Genomic DNA, 19,952 nt, shown 5'->3' with positions numbered 1-19,952 from the left:
AAAGTCCGACCCACCAATAGACCGGACCGAACCTTCATTTAGATTAAATTCTAGATTCAATAATAGCCTGCGCCACATTGTTAGGCGCCTCAGAATAATTGAAGAACTCCATTGAGTATGAAGCACGACCTTGTGTTTGTGAACGCAAATCAGTTGCGTAGCCAAACATTTCTGAAAGCGGCACTTTTGCACGTATTATTTTAACACCTGCTACGCCATCTTCCATACCTTCGATCATGCCGCGGCGACGATTAATGTCACCAACTACATCACCCATCCAGTCTTCTGGAGTAGTCACTTCAACTTTCATTGTGGGTTCAAGCAACACCGGATTTGCTTCTGCGGCGCCTTTTTTGAAACCCATAGAGCCGGCGATCTTAAACGCCATTTCAGAAGAGTCAACATCGTGGTAAGAACCATCAAACAAAGTAACCTTTACATCTAGTACTGGGAACCCTGCAAGAACACCACTTCGCATCTGCTCCTGAATTCCTTTATCGACCGCTGGAATGAACTCTTTTGGTACAACACCACCGACGATTTCGTTCACAAATTCGTAGCCTGAACCTTCTTCCTGAGGCTCAATGCGTAGCCATACATGACCAAATTGGCCTCGGCCGCCTGACTGACGAACGAACTTCCCTTCCACTTCAACAGATTTACGAAGGGTTTCGCGATAAGCAACCTGTGGGTTACCTACGTTACATTCAACTTTAAATTCGCGCTTCATGCGGTCGACAATGATATCAAGGTGAAGTTCACCCATACCTGAGATAATTGTCTGACCCGTCTCGTCATCAGTTTTAACTTTAAACGATGGATCTTCTGCCGCAAGTTTACTCAGGGCAATGCCCATTTTTTCTTGGTCAGCTTGAGACTTAGGCTCAACCGCAATTGAAATTACCGGCTCTGGGAACTCCATACGCTCTAGCGTAATAACATGATTAGGATCACAAAGTGTATCACCGGTGGTAACATCTTTAAGGCCGATAGCGGCGGCAATGTCACCTGCGCGTACTTCTTTAAGCTCTTCGCGGTCTTTTGCATGCATCTGCACGATACGACCAAAGCGCTCACGTTTACCTTTTACTGGGTTATATACAGTATCGCCCGTGTTAACTACACCTGAGTAACAGCGGAAAAAGGTCAACGTACCCACAAATGGGTCAGTTGCTATTTTAAATGCTAGTGCTGAGAAAGGCTCATCGTCGCTTGAATGACGCTCTGCTTCAGTCTCGTCTTTATCGTCAAGCACACCTGTAATGGCTTTAACTTCTGTTGGAGACGGTAGATAGTGAATTACAGAGTCTAGTACTGCCTGAACACCTTTGTTTTTGAAGGCACTGCCACAAGTGGCAAGAACAATTTCGTTGTTCAGTGTACGCGTACGAAGGCCTAAACGGATTTCTTCTTCAGTCAGCTCTTCGCCTTCTAAATACTTATCCATCAGCTCATCAGACGCTTCTGCAGCCGCTTCGATCATTTCGGTGCGGTACTGCTCAGCGGTATCAAGATATTCAGCTGGAATGTCTTCATAGGTAAATGTCATACCCATGTCTTCTTCATTCCAGTTAATGGCTTTCATCTTCACAAGGTCGATGACGCCATGGAAATTCTCTTCAGCGCCCATGTTGATTTGAATCGGAACACAGTTTGCGCCTAAACGCTTGCGGATTTGCCCCACAACGCGCTCAAAATCAGCGCCAGCCCGGTCCATTTTATTAACGAACACTAGGCGTGGCACTTCATATTTGTCAGCCTGTCGCCAGACTGTCTCTGATTGAGGTTCTACCCCAGAAGACCCACAGAAAACAACTACTGCACCGTCTAGTACACGTAATGAACGCTCTACTTCAATAGTGAAGTCTACGTGTCCAGGGGTGTCGATGATGTTAATTCTGTGCTGATCGAACTGTTGCTCCATACCAGACCAGAAACAAGTCGTTGCAGCAGACGTGATAGTAATACCACGCTCCTGCTCTTGCTCCATCCAGTCCATGGTAGCAGCACCATCGTGCACTTCACCGATTTTGTGAGACAGCCCTGTATAAAACAGGACACGCTCTGTGGTCGTGGTTTTACCCGCGTCCACGTGAGCCACAATACCAATATTGCGATAACGCTCAATCGAGGTCTTACGAGGCATAAATCTCTCTCAGTTAAATAACGTTGATTACCAACGGTAGTGAGCAAACGCTTTGTTTGCTTCGGCCATACGGTGAACGTCTTCACGTTTCTTAACCGCTGAACCTTTATTATCTGCTGCGTCTAGCATTTCAGCCGCTAGGCGTTGTGCCATAGACTTTTCGCCACGTTTACGTGCAGCTTCTACCATCCAACGCATACCTAGCGCGTTACGACGAACTGGACGTACTTCAACTGGAACCTGATAAGTTGAACCACCAACACGACGAGACTTAACCTCTACTGTTGGGCGGATGTTATCAAGCGCTTCCTCGAAGATATCTAGGTGTGCTTTGCCGGTTTTTTCAGCAACAATATCAAGCGCACCGTAAACGATTCTTTCAGCGACTGACTTTTTGCCGTCGAGCATTACGACATTCATGAATTTCGCAAGCAGTTGTGAACCAAATTTTGGCTCTGGTAGGATTTTACGTTGACCTACGACTCTTCTTCTTGGCATTTTCTATTCTCCGTATGAATTCAGGGAAAACCCAAAACTCTTAAACTTCAGTTTGGCCTTACTAACGGAGAACCGTTAAGATTTAGGCTTCTTCGCGCCGTACTTAGAACGGGCTTGTCTACGATCGTTTACACCTGCGCAGTCAAGAGTACCGCGAACTGTGTGATAACGAACACCTGGTAGATCTTTAACACGACCACCACGGATAAGTACTACACTGTGCTCTTGTAGGTTGTGACCTTCACCACCGATGTATGAAGAAACTTCAAAACCGTTAGTTAGACGTACACGACATACTTTACGTAGTGCAGAGTTTGGTTTCTTAGGCGTAGTAGTATATACACGAGTACATACACCACGTCTTTGTGGACAAGCTTGTAGAGCAGCTACGTTGCTTTTTTCAACGGGCTTTCTACGCGGCTTGCGCACTAACTGGTTAACTGTTGCCATTAACTAGCTCCTGATTAAAAACTACGAAAACCCAATCACTGTGATTGGGTCCATATTAATGCGATTAATTGTTTAATCGCGCTTGTTTGTGAACATTGTGCTCGTCAATATTCACTGAGCGCTGATACGAAAAACCGCGACCGTTTATCGAGCCATTTGATGGCTATCCAAAATCGGGTCGCGGAATATTAAAGATCATCGCTCTGACTGTCAAGGTGTACAAAGCTTAAGCAGTTAATTTATCTGCAATCTGTACAACTTCACTGCCAAATTGTTAGGAGTACGTTAACGTACTCCTATGATCATGCCTTATTCGGCAGTATCTTCGTCTGCACCTGCATTAAGCGCTTCGGTTAGTGCCTGTTCTGCTTCAGCAGCAGATACTGACATTTCTTCGATTTGCTCTTTGCGTTTTTGTGCACGGCGTTCATGGTAAGCGAAACCGGTACCCGCTGGAATTAGACGACCAACGATTACGTTTTCTTTCAGACCGCGTAGGTCATCTTCTTTACCTTGAACCGCAGCTTCAGTTAGAACACGTGTTGTTTCTTGGAACGATGCCGCTGAGATAAATGACTCAGTAGACAGTGACGCTTTAGTGATACCAAGCAGCTGTGTTTCGTACTGCGCTGGGATCTTACCGTGTTTTTCAATTTCACGGTTAGCCACTTTAACGTTCGATACTTCAACCTGTTCACCTTCAAGGAACTGCGTATCGCCTGGATTAGTGATAATACACTTACGTAGCATCTGGCGGATAACTACTTCGATGTGCTTATCGTTAATCTTAACACCCTGTAGACGGTAAACTTCCTGAACTTCGTTCACGATGTAGTTTGCTACTGCTGAAATGCCACGTAAACGTAGGATATCGTGTGGAGACTCTGGACCATCGGCGATAACTTCGCCTTTTTCCACTTTCTCACCTTCGAACACGTTAAGCTGACGCCACTTAGGAATCATCTCTTCGTACGCGTCACCTTCAGCCGGTGTGATTACAAGACGCTTCTTACCTTTGGTCTCTTTACCAAAGCCGATAGTACCTGAGATTTCTGCAAGAATTGCAGGCTCTTTAGGCTTACGTGCTTCAAATAGGTCCGCTACGCGCGGTAGACCACCGGTGATATCACGAGTCTTCGAGCTTTCCTGCGGAATACGTGCTAACACGTCACCTTCGTTAGCCACTTTGCCTTCTTTCGCTTCGATTGTGGTGAAGCTTGGAAGACGAATTTCTTGAAGACCGAACTCGTCGCTTTCAAGAATTAGCTTAGGCTCTTTCGCGTTAACTTTCGCAAGGTCTTTAACAACGATACGTGTTAGACCAGTAAGCTCGTCTTGCTGCATTTCGGTGTTAGAGTCATCAATGTCTGCAAAGCTAATCTTAGCTGCACGTTCAGTGATGATTGGGTGACTATGCGGGTCCCAGTTAGCAACAATGTCGCCAGCTGCAATCGTTGCGCCGTCATCCACGCTAAGTACAGCACCGTAAGGTACTTTATAACGCTCTTTCTCACGGCCTTGCTCGTCGATAACAGTAAGTTCTGTTGAACGAGAAACAATAACCACTTTGCCGTCAGAGTTACGTACGAATTTCGCGTTGTGTAGCTTAAGGCTACCCGCCGTCTTAACTTGTACGCTGTTCTCAGCAGATGCTCGTGATGCCGCACCACCGATGTGGAACGTACGCATGGTAAGCTGTGTACCTGGCTCACCGATTGACTGTGCTGCAATAACACCAACCGATTCACCGCTACCCACCATGTGACCACGTGCAAGGTCACGTCCGTAACACTTAGCACAAACACCGAAGTCGTTGTCACAAGTGATTACCGAGCGAACCATGATTTGGTCAACAGAGTTAGCTTCAAGCATGTCTACTAACGCTTCGTCTAGAAGAACATTACGCTCAACTAGTACTTCGTCAGTACCTGGCTTAAGTACGTCTTCTGCTACCACACGACCTAGTACACGCTCGCGTAGCGGCTCAACAACGTCACCACCTTCGATTAGTGGTGTCATTTGAACACCTTCGAATGTGCCACAGTCGTCGTTTGTAATTACCAAGTCTTGTGCAACGTCTACTAGACGACGTGTTAGGTAACCCGAGTTAGCTGTCTTAAGTGCGGTATCCGCTAGACCTTTACGAGCACCGTGAGTTGAGATGAAGTACTGTAGTACGTTCAGACCTTCACGGAAGTTCGCCGTAATTGGTGTTTCGATGATTGAGCCATCTGGCTTAGCCATCAGACCACGCATACCTGCTAGCTGACGAATCTGAGCGGCACTACCACGAGCACCCGAGTCGGCCATCATGTAAACAGAGTTAAATGATGATTGCTCTTCTTCTTCGCCATCGCGGTTAATTACGATGTCAGTCTTAAGGTTATCCATCATGGCCTTAGCAACTTTTTCGTTGGCATTTGACCAGATATCGATAACTTTGTTGTAACGCTCACCCGCGGTAACAAGACCGTTTTGGAACTGTTCCTGAATTTCAATAACTTCTGCTTCTGCTGCGTCGATGATGTCTTTCTTAGCAGCAGGGATAACCATATCGTCGATACCAACAGACGCACCCGCGATCATCGCGTAGTGGAAACCGGTATACATGATTTGGTCAGCAGCAATTACTGTGTCTTTCAGACCTAGCGTACGGTAACAAGCATTCAATAGTTTTGAAATTTGCTTCTTGCCCATCGCTTGGTTGATGATTTCAAATGGCAGACCCTTTGGAAGGATCAATGAGAAAATCGCACGACCAACAGTAGTGTCAGTTAGGGTTACTTTCTCAGTTTTGTTGCCATCTTCATCGATGTCATATTCAGTAATACGTACTTTAACGCGAGAGTGAAGCTCAGCATTACCTGTACGGTATGCTTTTTCTGCTTCATTCGGGCTGGTAAATACCATGCCTTCGCCTAAGCCGTTTACTTTGTCACGCGTTAGGTAATAAAGACCTAATACAACGTCCTGTGAAGGTACGATGATTGGCTCACCGTTCGCTGGTGACAGGATGTTGTTCGTTGACATCATAAGTGCACGTGCTTCTAGCTGTGCTTCGATTGTCAACGGTACGTGTACCGCCATTTGGTCACCATCGAAGTCGGCGTTGTACGCCGCACACACTAGCGGGTGAAGCTGAATCGCTTTACCTTCGATTAGTGTAGGTTCGAATGCTTGGATACCCAAACGGTGAAGTGTAGGTGCACGGTTAAGTAGTACCGGGTGTTCGCGGATAACGTCGTCTAGTACGTCCCAAACCTCTGGTGCTTCGCGCTCTACTAGCTTTTTAGCTGCTTTGATTGTTGTTGCAAGACCACGACCTTCAAGCTTACCGTAGATAAACGGCTTGAATAGCTCAAGTGCCATCTTCTTAGGAAGACCACACTGGTGAAGACGTAGCGTTGGACCAACGGTAATTACAGAACGGCCTGAGTAGTCAACACGCTTACCAAGAAGGTTTTGACGGAAACGACCTTGCTTACCTTTGATCATGTCTGCAAGCGACTTAAGTGGACGCTTGTTAGAACCGGTAATCGCACGACCACGACGTCCGTTATCTAGAAGCGCATCTACAGACTCTTGAAGCATACGCTTTTCGTTGCGTACGATAATGTCTGGAGCAGCTAGGTCTAGAAGACGCTTAAGACGGTTGTTACGGTTGATTACACGACGGTATAGGTCGTTAAGGTCAGACGTTGCAAAACGGCCGCCATCTAGTGGTACTAGAGGACGTAGATCTGGTGGAAGTACCGGAAGAACCGTCATGATCATCCACTCAGGCTTATTACCAGACTGTTGGAATGACTCAAGTAACTTAAGACGCTTAGTAATCTTCTTACGCTTAGTTTCAGAGTTGATTGAAGGCAGTTCTTCACGCATAGCCGCAACATCTGCGTCTACGTCTAGAACCGTTAGAAGGTCGAATACTGCTTCAGCACCCATCTTCGCTTCAAACTCGTCACCGTGCTCTTCAAGTGCATCCAAGTACTCTTCTTCGTTAAGAAGTTGGCTGCGCTCAAGCGTCGTCATACCTGGCTCTGTTACCACGTATGATTCAAAGTAAAGTACACGTTCAATATCACGAAGTGTCATATCAAGCATAAGGCCGATACGAGACGGTAGTGATTTAAGGAACCAGATGTGTGCAACCGGGCTAGCTAGCTCGATGTGACCCATACGCTCACGACGTACTTTAGTCAGTGTAACTTCAACGCCACACTTCTCACAGATAACACCACGGTGCTTAAGGCGCTTGTACTTACCGCAAAGACACTCATAGTCTTTAACCGGACCAAAGATACGCGCACAGAACAAACCGTCACGCTCAGGCTTGAACGTACGGTAGTTGATTGTTTCAGGCTTTTTAACTTCACCAAATGACCATGAACGAATCATGTCAGGTGAAGACAGACCGATTCGAATATTATCGAATTCTTCAGTCTTGTTTTGTTGCTTTAGAAACTTTAATAAGTCTTTCACATTACTCTCCCAGCGGAGTCAGTCTCTAGAGCCCGGCGCAAGCACCGGGCCATCTCATAACATTACGCGGCGATTGCCGTATTACTTTTCTTCAAGCTCGATGTTGATACCCAACGAGCGAATTTCTTTAAGTAGTACGTTGAATGACTCTGGCATGCCAGGCTCCATTCTGTGGTCGCCATCGACGATGTTCTTGTACATCTTGGTACGGCCGTTAACGTCATCTGACTTAACAGTAAGCATTTCCTGAAGGGTATATGCTGCACCGTATGCTTCAAGTGCCCACACTTCCATCTCACCGAAGCGCTGACCACCGAACTGTGCTTTACCACCAAGAGGCTGCTGTGTAACAAGGCTGTAAGAACCAGTAGAACGCGCGTGCATCTTGTCGTCTACTAAGTGGTTCAGTTTCAGCATGTACATGTAACCAACCGTAACTGGACGCTCAAACTCGCGACCGGTACGACCGTCGAACAATGAAATCTGACCGCTTTCTGGAATATCAGCAAGCTTCAGCATTTCTTTGATTTCAGATTCACGAGCACCGTCGAATACAGGCGTTGCTACTGGAACACCCTTACGAAGGTTTTCAGCTAGACGACGTACTTCGTGGTCTGTAAAGCTATCGATGTCAACTTCTTGGTGATTCTCACCAAGCTCGTACACCTTCTTCAAGAACTCACGCAGTTCAGCTAGCTCACGCTGCTCTTTAATCATGCGATCAATCTTCACACCAAGACCGTGCGCAGCCATACCCAAGTGAGTTTCTAGGATCTGACCGATGTTCATACGAGACGGTACACCTAGTGGGTTAAGAACGATATCTACCGGCGTACCGTTAGCATCGTATGGCATGTCTTCTACAGGCTGGATAGTCGAGATAACACCTTTGTTACCGTGACGTCCGGCCATCTTGTCACCCGGTTGGATGTGACGCTTAACCGCAAGGTAAACCTTAACAATCTTAAGTACGCCAGGCGCTAGGTCATCACCTTGTGTGATCTTACGACGCTTAGTTTCAAACTTCTTATCGAAGTCCGCTTTAATTTCAGCGTGTTGATCAGCGATTTGGTCTAGTTCTAGCTGTGCATCTTCGCTGTTAAGTGCAATTTCAAACCACTTTTCACGCGGTAGGCTGTCAAGCTTAGCTTGGTCAACACCAGCACGCAGAAGTGCAGTTTGTGCACGGGCAAAGATGCCGTCAGCAAGAATTTCGAACTCATCAGTAAGGTCTTTCTTAACCTGACGTAACTGCATGTCTTCGATTTCTAGCGCGCGCTTGTCTTTCTCTACACCATCACGGGTAAATACTTGAACGTCAATTACCGTACCATGAACAGAGTTAGGTACACGTAGCGACGTATCTTTAACGTCAGACGCTTTTTCACCGAAGATTGCACGTAGTAGTTTCTCTTCTGGCGTAAGCTGAGTTTCACCTTTAGGCGTTACTTTACCTACTAGGATGTCACCGCCTTTCACTTCCGCACCAATGTAAACAACACCTGATTCATCAAGCTTGCTTAGTGCAGATTCACCCACGTTCGGGATATCAGAAGAAATTTCTTCTGGCCCAAGCTTAGTATCACGAGCGATACAGCTAAGCTCTTGAATGTGGATTGTAGTGAATCGGTCTTCCTGTGCTACACGCTCAGAAATAAGGATTGAATCCTCGAAGTTGTAACCATTCCACGGCATGAACGCGATACGCATGTTCTGACCAAGTGCAAGGTCACCTAGGTCTGTTGAAGGACCGTCAGCTAGCACGTCGCCAGTAACAATCGGGTCGCCAACACTACAGGTAGGCTTCTGATTGATACAAGTGTTCTGGTTAGAACGCGTGTATTTAGTCAGGTTGTAGATATCGATACCCGCTTCACCAGGAAGCATTTCATCTTCGTCTACTTTAATTACGATACGGCTGGCATCAACATAGTCAACCACACCACCGCGCTTAGCAACTACAGTAACACCTGAGTCAACCGCGATAGTTCTTTCCATACCGGTACCAACTAGCGGCTTATCAGCGCGTAGTGTAGGTACTGCCTGACGTTGCATGTTCGCACCCATAAGTGCACGGTTTGCGTCATCGTGCTCTAGGAATGGAATAATGCTCGCAGCAATTGAAACGATTTGCTGTGGTGAAACGTCCATGTATTTGATGTCTTCAGTTGGCATCAAAGTAGTTTCACCGCGGTGACGACATGGAATTAGGTCGTCTACCAACTCGCCATTCTCTGTCAGCGCAATGTTAGCCTGAGCGATTGCGAATTGACCTTCTTCAATTGCAGATAAGTAATCGATTTCGTCTGTTACCACACCGTCAACAATGCGACGGAAAGGTGTTTCAAGGAAACCGAAGTCATTGGTACGCGCGAAGCTTGCCAATGAGTTAATAAGACCGATGTTCGGGCCTTCCGGCGTTTCGATTGGACATAGACGACCATAGTGAGTCGGGTGTACGTCTCGAACTTCGAAGCCTGCACGTTCACGTGTAAGACCACCCGGGCCTAATGCAGAAATACGACGCTTGTGCGTTACTTCTGATAGCGGGTTGTTTTGGTCCATGAACTGAGAAAGCTGAGATGAACCGAAGAACTCTTTAACCGCAGCCGAGATAGGCTTAGCGTTAATTAGGTCCTGTGGCATTACGTTGTCTAGATCGCCTAAGCTTAGGCGCTCTTTAACTGCACGTTCTACACGTACAAGACCAACGCGGAATTGGTTCTCTGCCATTTCACCAACAGAACGGATACGACGGTTACCTAGGTGATCGATATCATCTACTTCGTCTTTACCGTCACGAATCATTATTAGCTGCTTCATTACAGAAATAATGTCTTCTTTATCTAGCGTGCCTGAACCAATAAGTTCTTCACGACCGAGACGGCGGTTGAACTTCATGCGGCCAACAGAAGATAGGTCGTAACGTTCGTCAGAGAAGAACAAGTTATCGAACAAGGTTTCAGCTGCGTCTTTTGTTGGTGGCTCACCAGGGCGCATCATACGATAAATTTCAACTAGCGCTTCTAGGCGGTTAGTTGAAGAGTCGATACGAAGTGTATCTGAAATATATGAACCGTGGTCAAGTTCGTTGATGTAAAGCGTTTCGAACTCTTTGATACCCGCTTGGCTTAGCGCCGCTAGGTTTTCAAGAGTAAGTTCTTCGTTCGCACTTACAATAACTTCGCCAGTATCTTCGTTTACGTAGGTAGCAGCGTATACGCGGCCAATTAGGTAATCAGCTGGAACTTCTAGCTCAGTAAGACCGGCTTTCTCTAGTGCACGAGTATGACGTGCTGAGATACGACGACCCGTTTCAACAACAACGTTGCCTTCACCGTCAATGATGTCAAATGCAGCAGTTTCACCACGAAGGCGATCTGGAACCACTTCCATCATCAACTTGTCTTTATTGATACGTATGCCAACTTTGTCGAAGAAAGTATCAAGGATTTCTTCAGACGTCATTTCAAGTGCGCGCAAAATAATAGTTGCAGGCAATTTACGACGACGGTCAATACGTACAAATAGGTTATCTTTCGGGTCAAACTCGAAGTCTAACCACGAACCACGGTAAGGAATTACACGTGCGTTATAAAGCACTTTACCTGACGAGTGGGTTTTACCTTTGTCGTGATCAAAGAATACACCAGGTGAACGGTGTAGCTGTGACACGATAACACGCTCAGTACCATTGATAACGAACGTACCGTTCTCAGTCATCAACGGGATCTCGCCCATGTACACTTCTTGTTCTTTAATATCTTTTACGGTACCTGGGGCAGCGTCTTTATCGAACAACACTAACCGTAGTTTTACTCTTAACGGAGCAGAGAAAGTTACGCCACGAATTTGACATTCTTTAACGTCGAAAACTGGCTCTCCCAGGCGGTAGCTTACATATTGAAGCTCTGAACTACCTGAGTAGCTTTTAATTGGAAAAACGGAACGAAATGCTGCTTCCAAACCGTATTGAGCTTCCGGATCGGTCTCAATAAACTTTTTGAAAGAATCAAGCTGAATTGAAAGAAGGTATGGAATTTCCAGTACCTGTGGGCGTTTGCCAAAATCCTTACGGATACGTTTCTTTTCGCTATAAGAGTAAACCATGGGTTCCTCAGCCTGCTGATTTATGACCCAACCTGCTGCAAAATGCTTTAAAACGCGTGCTATGGGCTAAAAGCTGCGTTTCAAATGGCGCACTAAGCAACAAACTTCCACAACCCTTTTTCGGGCAGATACACCAGCATACAACAAAATTTAACCAATTATTAGTTAACTTGTTGGATTTTTATGCTTTTTATGGGTATTTCCGAATAGCGCTTAAAGTAGTGTAACCAAGGGTTAGTTTCTACACACTATACAGCGCAAAAAGGCTGGTGGTTCAAAAAACCACCAGCCTTGCCGTCTCAGGCAATAATCTGACTAGGTCAGATTACTTGATTTCTACTTCTGCACCAGCTTCTTCAAGCTCTTTCTTAAGTGCTTCAGCTTCATCTTTGCTTACGCCTTCTTTGATAGCTTTAGGAGCAGACTCAACTACTTCTTTAGCTTCTTTAAGACCTAGGCCAGTCGCGCCGCGAACTGCTTTGATAACTGCAACTTTGTTGCCACCGAATGATGTCATTACAACGTCGAATTCAGTCTTTTCTTCTGCAGCAGCAGCGTCGCCGCCAGCAGCTGGACCAGCAACAGCAACAGCAGCTGCAGCAGATACGTTGAATTTCTCTTCAGCCGCTTCAATTAGTTCTACCAGTTCCATTACCGGCATTTCAGCGATTGCGTTTAAGATATCTTCTTTAGTTAGAGCCATGTTCTCTAAACTCCTGGGTATAAAATGTTAAAAAAATCAATATGCCAAAAACGCCAATTACTTGGTGTCTTTGACCGCCGCCAATACGCGCACAAACTTGCCAGGAACTTCGTTGATTGTTTGAACGAATTTCCCAACTGGTGCTTTGAAGGTTGCAAGTAGTTTCGCAAGCGCTTCGTCGCGGGTAGGTAGTGCTGCAACTGCGTCCAATTTCTCTGGACCAAGAAGACCGCTACCAATAGATAGTGCTGTAACTTTAAGCTTATCGTTAGTCTTACCGAAGTCTTTGAAAAGACGTGCCGCACCGCCTGGTGCGTCGATAGAGAAACCATAGATAAGCGGGCCAGTTAAGGCGCTGTCTAAGTCTGCAAATTGACTGTCTGCTAGAGCACGCTTTGCAAGAGTGTTACGTACAACCTTTAGGTATACGCCTTGCTCACGAGCTTTAACACGTAGGTCAGTCAGTTCTGCAACTTCCATCCCACGGTATTCAGCAACGGCTACGGATAGAGCGCGAGACGCAACTTCAGAAACTTCTGCTACGATCTCTTTTTTTGCTGCTAAACCTAGTGCCACTGAGTTCACCTCTTTGTATCTGACTTTGTGTGTAGTTACCTACTCACGCCGTCAGGGTTCACAGATTGATACCAACCCTCATGGTTGATACCGCTCTACGGTGTTTGTTACCCCAGAGAGTCTGAGTCAAACCACCGTCTGCGCAGGTTGTTGTATTAAGCAGTATGTTGACTGTGAAAGTTCTCTTACCTCTTTCACCACACCGCACCTGCGGTCTAGGACGGGAGCTGCTTATTAGCACTGCTAATTGTCACAGCTCCAACCCATAACCTTTAAGAGATTTCGATGAGCCTAAGCTCAGCGAAATTAAAGACCTACAGAAGCCTTATCAAGAGCAACACCAGCACCCATTGTAGTGCTTAGGCTGATCTTCTTGATGTATGTACCTTTAGCAGAAGAAGGCTTAGCTTTCTTCAGTGCTTCAAGTAGCGCCTCAAGGTTTTCTTGAATTTGGTTCGCTTCGAACGCAATCTTACCGATGCTAGCGTGGATGATACCGTTCTTATCGTTACGGTAGCGTACCTGACCAGCTTTAGCGTTCTTAACTGCCGTTGCAACGTCAGGCGTTACAGTGCCAGTTTTAGGGTTAGGCATAAGGCCACGTGGACCTAAGATTTGACCTAGCTGACCAACAACACGCATCGCGTCTGGGCTAGCAACTACTACGTCAAAGTTCATTTCGCCTTTCTTAACTTGCTCAGCTAAGTCGTCCATACCAACGATGTCTGCACCAGCTTCTTTCGCTGCTTCAGCATTTGCGCCTTGAGTAAATACTGCAACGCGAACGTCTTTGCCAGTACCGTTAGGTAGCACAGTTGCACCACGAACGTTTTGGTCAGATTTCTTCGCATCGATACCAAGGTTTACAGATACGTCAACGCTTTCCGCGAACTTAGCAGTTGCTAGTTCTTTAAGAAGCGCTACTGCTTCGTTGATTTCGTACTCTTTAGTAGAGTCAACTTTGTCGCGTATTAGGCGAGCGCGTTTAGTTAATTTAGCCATTCGATTAATCCTCTACGTTCAAGCCCATTGAGCGAGCAGAACCCGCGATAGTGCGTACCGCTGCATCTAGATCAGCTGCAGTAAGGTCTGGCTCTTTAGTTTTAGCAATCTCTTCCAACTGAGCGCGAGTAACTTTACCCACTTTTTCAGTGTTAGGACGGCCAGAACCACTCTTGATGCCCGCTGCTTTCTTAAGCAGGTAAGACGCAGGAGGAGTCTTAGTTTCGAATGTGAAAGAGCGATCTTCGTATACAGTAATTTCTACTGGTACTGGAGCGCCTTTCTCAAGACTTTCAGTTTTTGCGTTGAAAGCCTTACAGAATTCCATGATGTTTACACCGTGCTGACCTAGTGCAGGACCAACCGGTGGACTTGGGTTAGCAGCGCCAGCTGCAACCTGAAGCTTGATAATACCGCTTACTTTTTTAGCCATTTTACATGCTCTCTTGTTTGGGTCTAACGCCTCGCAAATACAGAGATTATTTGCTCAATCGGCTTCCCGTTTCCGTTTAAAAGGGCGCGCATTATATAAGGTGATTAATTACTATGCAAGGGCTATTTAGAATAAAAAACCATCGAAAGGTCAGTATTTTTATCGCTAAAGTGATTCAAAGTTTATATAGCTTCACACGGGTCGTGCGAACGCGTCTATATTCATTTAAATAAGGATTAATTAACAATGGAAAAACTAACTGAGTTAAACAATGATGAGATACCCCCTTTGCCCCACGATATTTTCGCAAAAGCATTTTCCAAGCACGAATAAAGTTCTTCTCACATTTTTTGTATTAGGAAGAGCTCATTTAACTACTTAAACACTGTGGACTGCGACAGCTGATTGTTGATTATTTAACCACCATGATCTACAACTAAAGTATAAGTTAAGGAGCTGACATGACAGAGCAAAATATTGCAAATCGAATAGCATGCAAGAATATCGATATTGACGCTAGTTCATTCCATCAAACTATCTTGCTAGAGCTTGAAAAGCTTTTAGAGGACGTTATTGGATATGAAGAGTCGAAAAGCTTCATCAGTATTGTTGCAGATAAATTGGGAGAGTTGCTGTACAACAAATACAAGGTTGAGATAAATGATGACGCCATGACGTTAGATACTATTGCCCATGTTTTAGTTGATTTAAAGCGAAGAATAGGGGGACGGTTTCGGGTGTCTGAGGTTTCTAAAAATGAAATTGTTTTGCTCAATACAAAATGTCCATTTGGTGTAAATGTAGTAGGCAAACGTCCGCTTTGCTCAATGACGGCGAATGTCTTTGGAAAAATTGTGTCAACGGAATTCTCGTATGCCGCTGTTGAATTGAAGAAGACAATTGCAAACGGAGATGGTCATTGCCACATAGTTATTCATTTAGAGCCAAACAGCGATGATATCGGAGGACTTAATGAGTATTTCGGTTGACCACGCCAAGATTGTTGATGATGTGAGTCTTCGTTCTTTACTGGACAATATTACTGAGCCTGCTGTTATTGCAGCCATGGATGGAGAGATACTTAATTACAATCGCCAACTTTATTATAAAGTGCCAAAAATCATTACCAAAGACAATATTCAACAAATTTTTTGCCTCACATCTAATGTCTACGATACTGAAAATATTCTAGAAGTAGCGACAATAGCTACAAAGAGAACTGGTTTATTCCCAGTTAAGTTGAAGTTGGAACTTGACAGCTGCGGTGTTCAAAAAAGCGTACCAGGCTATATATCCGCGCTGCGTTATAAAGAGTCTGGATTACCAGCGGCAATGCTTGTGCAGCTTGATGAACATTTACTTAAAATTACATCCCGCTTTAGGGAGATGCAAGAGGCTGAAATTAATCACGCTAGAAAGGCACGTATTGCCTCCCTTAAAGCAACAACAGATGAACTAACAGGGCTAAAGAACCGCCGTTTTTTAAACACATCTCTAGAATATCAATGGCATTCGACCAAAAGAAGTAGTGAAGATGCAGTAATAGCCCTTTTTGACATAGACCATTTCAAAAAAATTAACGATGTTTATGGTCATGACTCTGGTGATATAGCTTTGAGGGTATTTGCATCTTGTCTAGAAGGTGAGGCTCGTGCTGCCGATATTGTAGGCCGCTGGGGGGGAGAAGAGTTTATGGTCATTCTCAGCAACTGTACAGAAGATGAAGCAGCACTGTTTCTCTCTAGAGCAATGAAAAAATTACGAGAAAGTGTAGTTAAAACCAGTAGAGAAACTCTTAGAATGACCGCCAGCGCTGGGTACTGTTCACTATCAAAGGCTTTATCGCCTGAAGATGCCATAGCCAAAGCTGATAAGGCACTTTACAAAGCAAAGAGCAACGGGCGTGATCAATTTATCAAGTACACATGAAACTAAAGATAAATCACCAATGTTTATAGATGTAGTGGAAGCCGTTTCATACTGTCTACAGGCTCTGTAGTGATAGGTTTTAACTGAAGAGACCGCACGCCAACAATAAACTTTAACTGTGTTAGTGAATGACTAATCACTTTCATCTCGCTAAACACTCAGCGCCTTACCTCTCAATCGCCTGCAATACACGGTCTGCCTATTTTTGTTGTTTTGCTAGCAATATAGTAGAAGAGGAAATTCAATTAACTTATTCGACAAATAAAAAAGCCCCTATGTAATAGGGGCTTTTTCAAAATTGCAAGTCGTTGTTAGCTTTAGCCTTTCTCTACCTGACCAAATTCTAGGTCTACTGGTGTAGAACGACCGAAGATAAGTACCGATACTTTTACGCGGCTCTTTTCGTAGTCGACTTCTTCTACCACACCGTTGAAGTCTGCAAATGGACCGTCGGTAACGCGAACCACTTCGCCTGGCTCGAACAATGTTTTTGGTCTTGGCTTATCAACATTTTCTTCAAGGCGATTTAGGATAGCGTCTGCTTCTTTTTGCGTAATTGGCATAGGACGGTCTGATGTACCGCCGATGAAACCCAATACGCGAGGAACGCTTTTCACTAAGTGCCATGACTCTTCGGTCATCGCCATTTCTACCAATACATAACCCGGGTAGAACTTACGCTCTGATTTGCGCTTTTGACCTGCACGCATTTCAACGACTTCTTCTGTTGGTACTAGTACCTGACCGAAGTAGTCTTCCATGTTGTGCATTTTTATATATTCAAGCAGCGTCTTCTTAACGCGAGCTTCGTATTGCGAATAGGCTTGAACTACGTACCATCTTTTCTTTACTGCTTCTTCTTCAGACATACGTTTATGCTCCTATTCCAGTAATAAAGCCAACTACACGAACGATGATGCCGTCTAGTCCCCATAAAATTAGTGCCATAACTAACGTCGCTGCAAGTACGATAAGCGTAGTTTGGTTCGCCTCTTGACGGGTTGGCCATACTACTTTGCGAACTTCTGTGCGAGACTCTTTAGCAAAGCTCAAGAAGGTACTACCTTTTTCGGTAGTTGCCGCGATGAAACCAGCTATACCAACTACTACTACAATCGCGATGGCACGGTATAGTACCGAGATCTCACCGTACATTGTGTTAGCGGTTACTAAACCGGCAAGCAGTGCAAAAACCACTACCCATTTAAACATGTCCAATGCATTGGACTGATTTTCCGTCTTTTCGCTCATGTTACGATCCTAGCACTACAGCGTCGTTGTTTTACGCACTTATTCGATGCGCAATTTAAAATTCTTCGTTTAAGTAAATTTGGCAGGGGTGGAGGGACTCGAACCCCCAACCATCGGTTTTGGAGACCGCTGTTCTACCAATTCGAACTACACCCCTGTGGTGTCTATGTCGCAAAATTTACTTACACTGCCCTTGGGAGTTGTGCGTCTTTTCTTAGGAAAGTGCGGTATCGCAAGGGAGGGACGCGTATTATACTTAACCACTTTCAAGATACAAGCGGTTTATCGCTCCCAAATGCTCTTCCTATTATTTCTTTCTAAGATTATTCTACCCCAATGAAACCACCGGTTTGATGCGCCCACAGCTTCGCATATATACCATTATGAGCAATGAGTTCGGCATGTGTGCCCTGCTCTACAATATTGCCTTTATCGAGCACCAACAACCGGTCCATTTGCGCTATCGTCGACAAGCGATGTGCAATAGCTAGCACGGTTTTGCCCTCCATTACTTTGTCTAGGCAAGCCTGAATAGCCGCTTCAACTTCTGAATCCAATGCAGATGTCGCTTCGTCTAGTACAAGTACAGGCGCATCTTTCAGCAATACCCGAGCAATCGCAATTCGCTGTCGCTGCCCACCAGAAAGTTTCACACCCCGCTCGCCTACATGGGCGTCGTATCCTGTTCTTCCGTGACTATCGGTGAGAGTCAGAATAAAGTCATGTGCTTCGGCCTGCTTGGCCGCCCTAACCATATCCTCTTCTGTCGCATCCGTACGCCCGTATAAAATGTTGTCGCGTACCGAGCGGTGCATCAGTGAAGTATCCTGCGTTACCATACTGATTTTGGCTCGTAGGGTTTCCTGCCCCACTTGGGTAATATCCTGCCCATCAATGATAATTCGACCACTTTGGGTATCGTAAAAGCGCATTAATAAGTTAACTAATGTTGATTTACCTGCGCCAGAACGCCCCACTAAGCCCACTTTTTCTCCGGGCTTGATGTTCAAATCGAGGTTTTTAAAAACATCTATCGGTTTATCATCGGCACCGGCATAAGAAAAGTGAACGTTGTCGAAGTTAATTCCGCCGCCATTTACTTTAAGGGCGTTAGCCTTAGGCTTGTCTTTAACCGCAATCGGCTGTGCTAAGGTATTCATACCATCCTGCACTGTGCCCAAGTTTTCAAATAAGCCTGATACTTCCCACATTACCCAATGGGACATACCGTTTAGGCGCAGGCATAAGCTGATCGCAATGGCTATGTCACCGGGGCTCGCGATGTTTTCCATCCACAAATACACAGAAAGCGCGCCTACGGTGAAAATGAGAATGGCATTAGCCATTTCCACACAAAACTCCAATACGGTAACCAAACGCATTTGCGGGTAAACCGTTTTAAGAAAACCATCCATGCTCTCTTTTGCGTAATCCGCTTCACGGCGGCTATGTGAAAACAGCTTTACCGTTGTGATATTGGTATAGCTATCAACAATGCGCCCCGTCATTAATGAACGCGCGTCCGCTTGTTTTTGCGATACTTCTTTTAGTTTAGGCACCAGCACTTTTAAGATACCAATGTACACAAAGAACCACACGATAAGTGGCATGGCTAAGCGCCAGTCTGTGCTGAAGATAAGCACAACCATAGAGACAAAATAAACGCTGATGTACACCAGCAAATCGAGAACCTTAGTCACGGTTTCTCTTACCGATAGTGCAGTCTGCATTACCTTGGTAGCCACACGGCCGGCAAATTCATCGTGGAAGAACGTTAAGCTTTGACCCAGTAAATAGCGGTGCGCCTGCCATCTAATGCGCATTGGGTAGTTCCCCATCAACGACTGACGGGAAAATAAGGAGCGAAGCAAAATAAACAGGGGAATTAGTACAAGTACGGTAACTCCCATTCCTATAAGTGTAAGCTTTTGGTCGGCTAAGAATGTTTCGCGATTTTGCTCGGAAAACCAATCGACTAGCTGTCCTAAGAAACCAAACAATGCCACTTCTAGCATGGCAACAATTGCACTTAGCACGGAAACGGTGAGAATTACGCCCCACATACCTTTGGTATAATACTTACAAAAAGCAACAATACCTTGCGGTGGTTGGGTAGGTGGCGTATCAGGGAAAGGCTGGGTAAGCTTTTCAAAAAATGAAAACATGTAAAACTCGTTAATTATTCAGTGACAGAGCACATTTACGCATGCCCCAAAATGCTAGGTCACAATTCTACACGATATAAAAATGCGTGTTGAACTTTGCGTCATGTTTTACCGCAAAGTTCACTTAAAGTTGGTTAATATTTTGTAGAAATAAGGGCTGATTTCCTTCTTTTTTACTGTGTTAGAAAGCTCATGACCACGCCCGTC

General features: G+C 45.3%; 14 protein-coding genes and 1 tRNA gene. 2 read left to right on the top strand and 13 right to left on the bottom strand.

The features are described 5' to 3' along the window. Positions 1-43 precede the first annotated feature (43 nt). From fusA to rplK, 9 genes are all read right to left on the bottom strand, one after another. Positions 44-2,146 (bottom strand): elongation factor G, encoded by a 2,103-nt coding sequence (gene fusA / locus ACXAFM_RS11240; protein WP_474829502.1) that lies wholly within the window; start codon positions 2,144-2,146, stop codon positions 44-46. A 27-nt stretch (positions 2,147-2,173) separates the two neighbouring features. Continuing rightward, on the bottom strand, positions 2,174-2,644 hold the full coding sequence (rpsG, locus tag ACXAFM_RS11235) for a 30S ribosomal protein S7 (RefSeq protein ID WP_014980519.1): 471 nt from the start codon (positions 2,642-2,644) through the stop codon (positions 2,174-2,176). 75 nt (positions 2,645-2,719) lie between these two features. Then, entirely contained in the window at positions 2,720-3,094 is a 375-nt protein-coding gene (gene rpsL / locus ACXAFM_RS11230; RefSeq protein ID WP_025257518.1) for a 30S ribosomal protein S12, read from the bottom strand. A 309-nt stretch (positions 3,095-3,403) separates the two neighbouring features. After that, a complete protein-coding gene (rpoC, locus tag ACXAFM_RS11225; RefSeq protein ID WP_474829500.1) occupies positions 3,404-7,576 on the bottom strand; it encodes a DNA-directed RNA polymerase subunit beta' in 4,173 nt (1,390 codons plus the stop codon). Between the two features lie 81 nt (positions 7,577-7,657). Further along, a complete protein-coding gene (gene rpoB / locus ACXAFM_RS11220; RefSeq protein WP_474829498.1) occupies positions 7,658-11,686 on the bottom strand; it encodes a DNA-directed RNA polymerase subunit beta in 4,029 nt (1,342 codons plus the stop codon). A gap of 325 nt (positions 11,687-12,011) precedes the next feature. Continuing rightward, the gene (gene rplL, locus ACXAFM_RS11215; RefSeq protein ID WP_015068303.1) at positions 12,012-12,389 is read right to left on the bottom strand and encodes a 50S ribosomal protein L7/L12; all 378 of its coding nucleotides are present in this window, start codon (positions 12,387-12,389) and stop codon (positions 12,012-12,014) included. 57 nt (positions 12,390-12,446) lie between these two features. Further along, positions 12,447-12,965, bottom strand: coding sequence for a 50S ribosomal protein L10 (rplJ, locus tag ACXAFM_RS11210; RefSeq protein ID WP_014951041.1), 519 nt, complete (start codon positions 12,963-12,965; stop codon positions 12,447-12,449). A gap of 306 nt (positions 12,966-13,271) precedes the next feature. Next, positions 13,272-13,967: a 50S ribosomal protein L1 gene (gene rplA, locus ACXAFM_RS11205; RefSeq protein ID WP_014951042.1), complete on the bottom strand. Its 696-nt coding sequence runs from the start codon at positions 13,965-13,967 to the stop codon at positions 13,272-13,274. 4 nt (positions 13,968-13,971) lie between these two features. After that, positions 13,972-14,400, bottom strand: a complete 429-nt coding sequence (rplK, locus tag ACXAFM_RS11200; protein ID WP_014951043.1) for a 50S ribosomal protein L11 — start codon at positions 14,398-14,400, stop codon at positions 13,972-13,974. Positions 14,401-14,861: 461 nt separating this feature from the next. Between rplK and ACXAFM_RS11195 the strand changes: the two genes are divergently transcribed. Then, complete coding sequence (locus tag ACXAFM_RS11195; protein WP_474829495.1) at positions 14,862-15,389, top strand: methanogen output domain 1-containing protein; 528 nt, start codon at positions 14,862-14,864, stop codon at positions 15,387-15,389. Continuing rightward, complete coding sequence (locus ACXAFM_RS11190) at positions 15,373-16,329, top strand: GGDEF domain-containing protein (protein WP_474829493.1); 957 nt, start codon at positions 15,373-15,375, stop codon at positions 16,327-16,329. The genes ACXAFM_RS11195 and ACXAFM_RS11190 overlap by 17 nt, the downstream gene beginning before the upstream one ends. A 317-nt stretch (positions 16,330-16,646) precedes the next feature. Here the strand turns inward: ACXAFM_RS11190 and nusG are convergent, their stop codons facing one another. The 4 genes from nusG to ACXAFM_RS11170 form a co-directional block, all read right to left on the bottom strand. Continuing rightward, positions 16,647-17,198, bottom strand: a complete 552-nt coding sequence (nusG, locus tag ACXAFM_RS11185; protein WP_015068310.1) for a transcription termination/antitermination protein NusG — start codon at positions 17,196-17,198, stop codon at positions 16,647-16,649. 4 nt (positions 17,199-17,202) lie between these two features. Beyond that, positions 17,203-17,580 (bottom strand): preprotein translocase subunit SecE, encoded by a 378-nt coding sequence (gene secE / locus ACXAFM_RS11180; protein WP_020744440.1) that lies wholly within the window; start codon positions 17,578-17,580, stop codon positions 17,203-17,205. 80 nt (positions 17,581-17,660) lie between these two features. Further along, a tRNA-Trp gene (locus ACXAFM_RS11175) sits at positions 17,661-17,737 on the bottom strand. A 166-nt stretch (positions 17,738-17,903) separates the two neighbouring features. Next, positions 17,904-19,745 carry an ABC transporter ATP-binding protein gene (locus tag ACXAFM_RS11170; protein WP_474829490.1) on the bottom strand — a complete coding sequence of 614 codons (1,842 nt, stop codon included), beginning with the start codon at positions 19,743-19,745 and terminating at the stop codon, positions 17,904-17,906. Positions 19,746-19,952: the final 207 nt, after the last annotated feature.

The organism is Alteromonas sp. ABD4_190 (assembly GCF_056160105.1).
The sequence above is the reverse complement of the archived record's forward strand: the minus strand, read 5'-3'. Positions and strand labels throughout refer to the sequence as shown.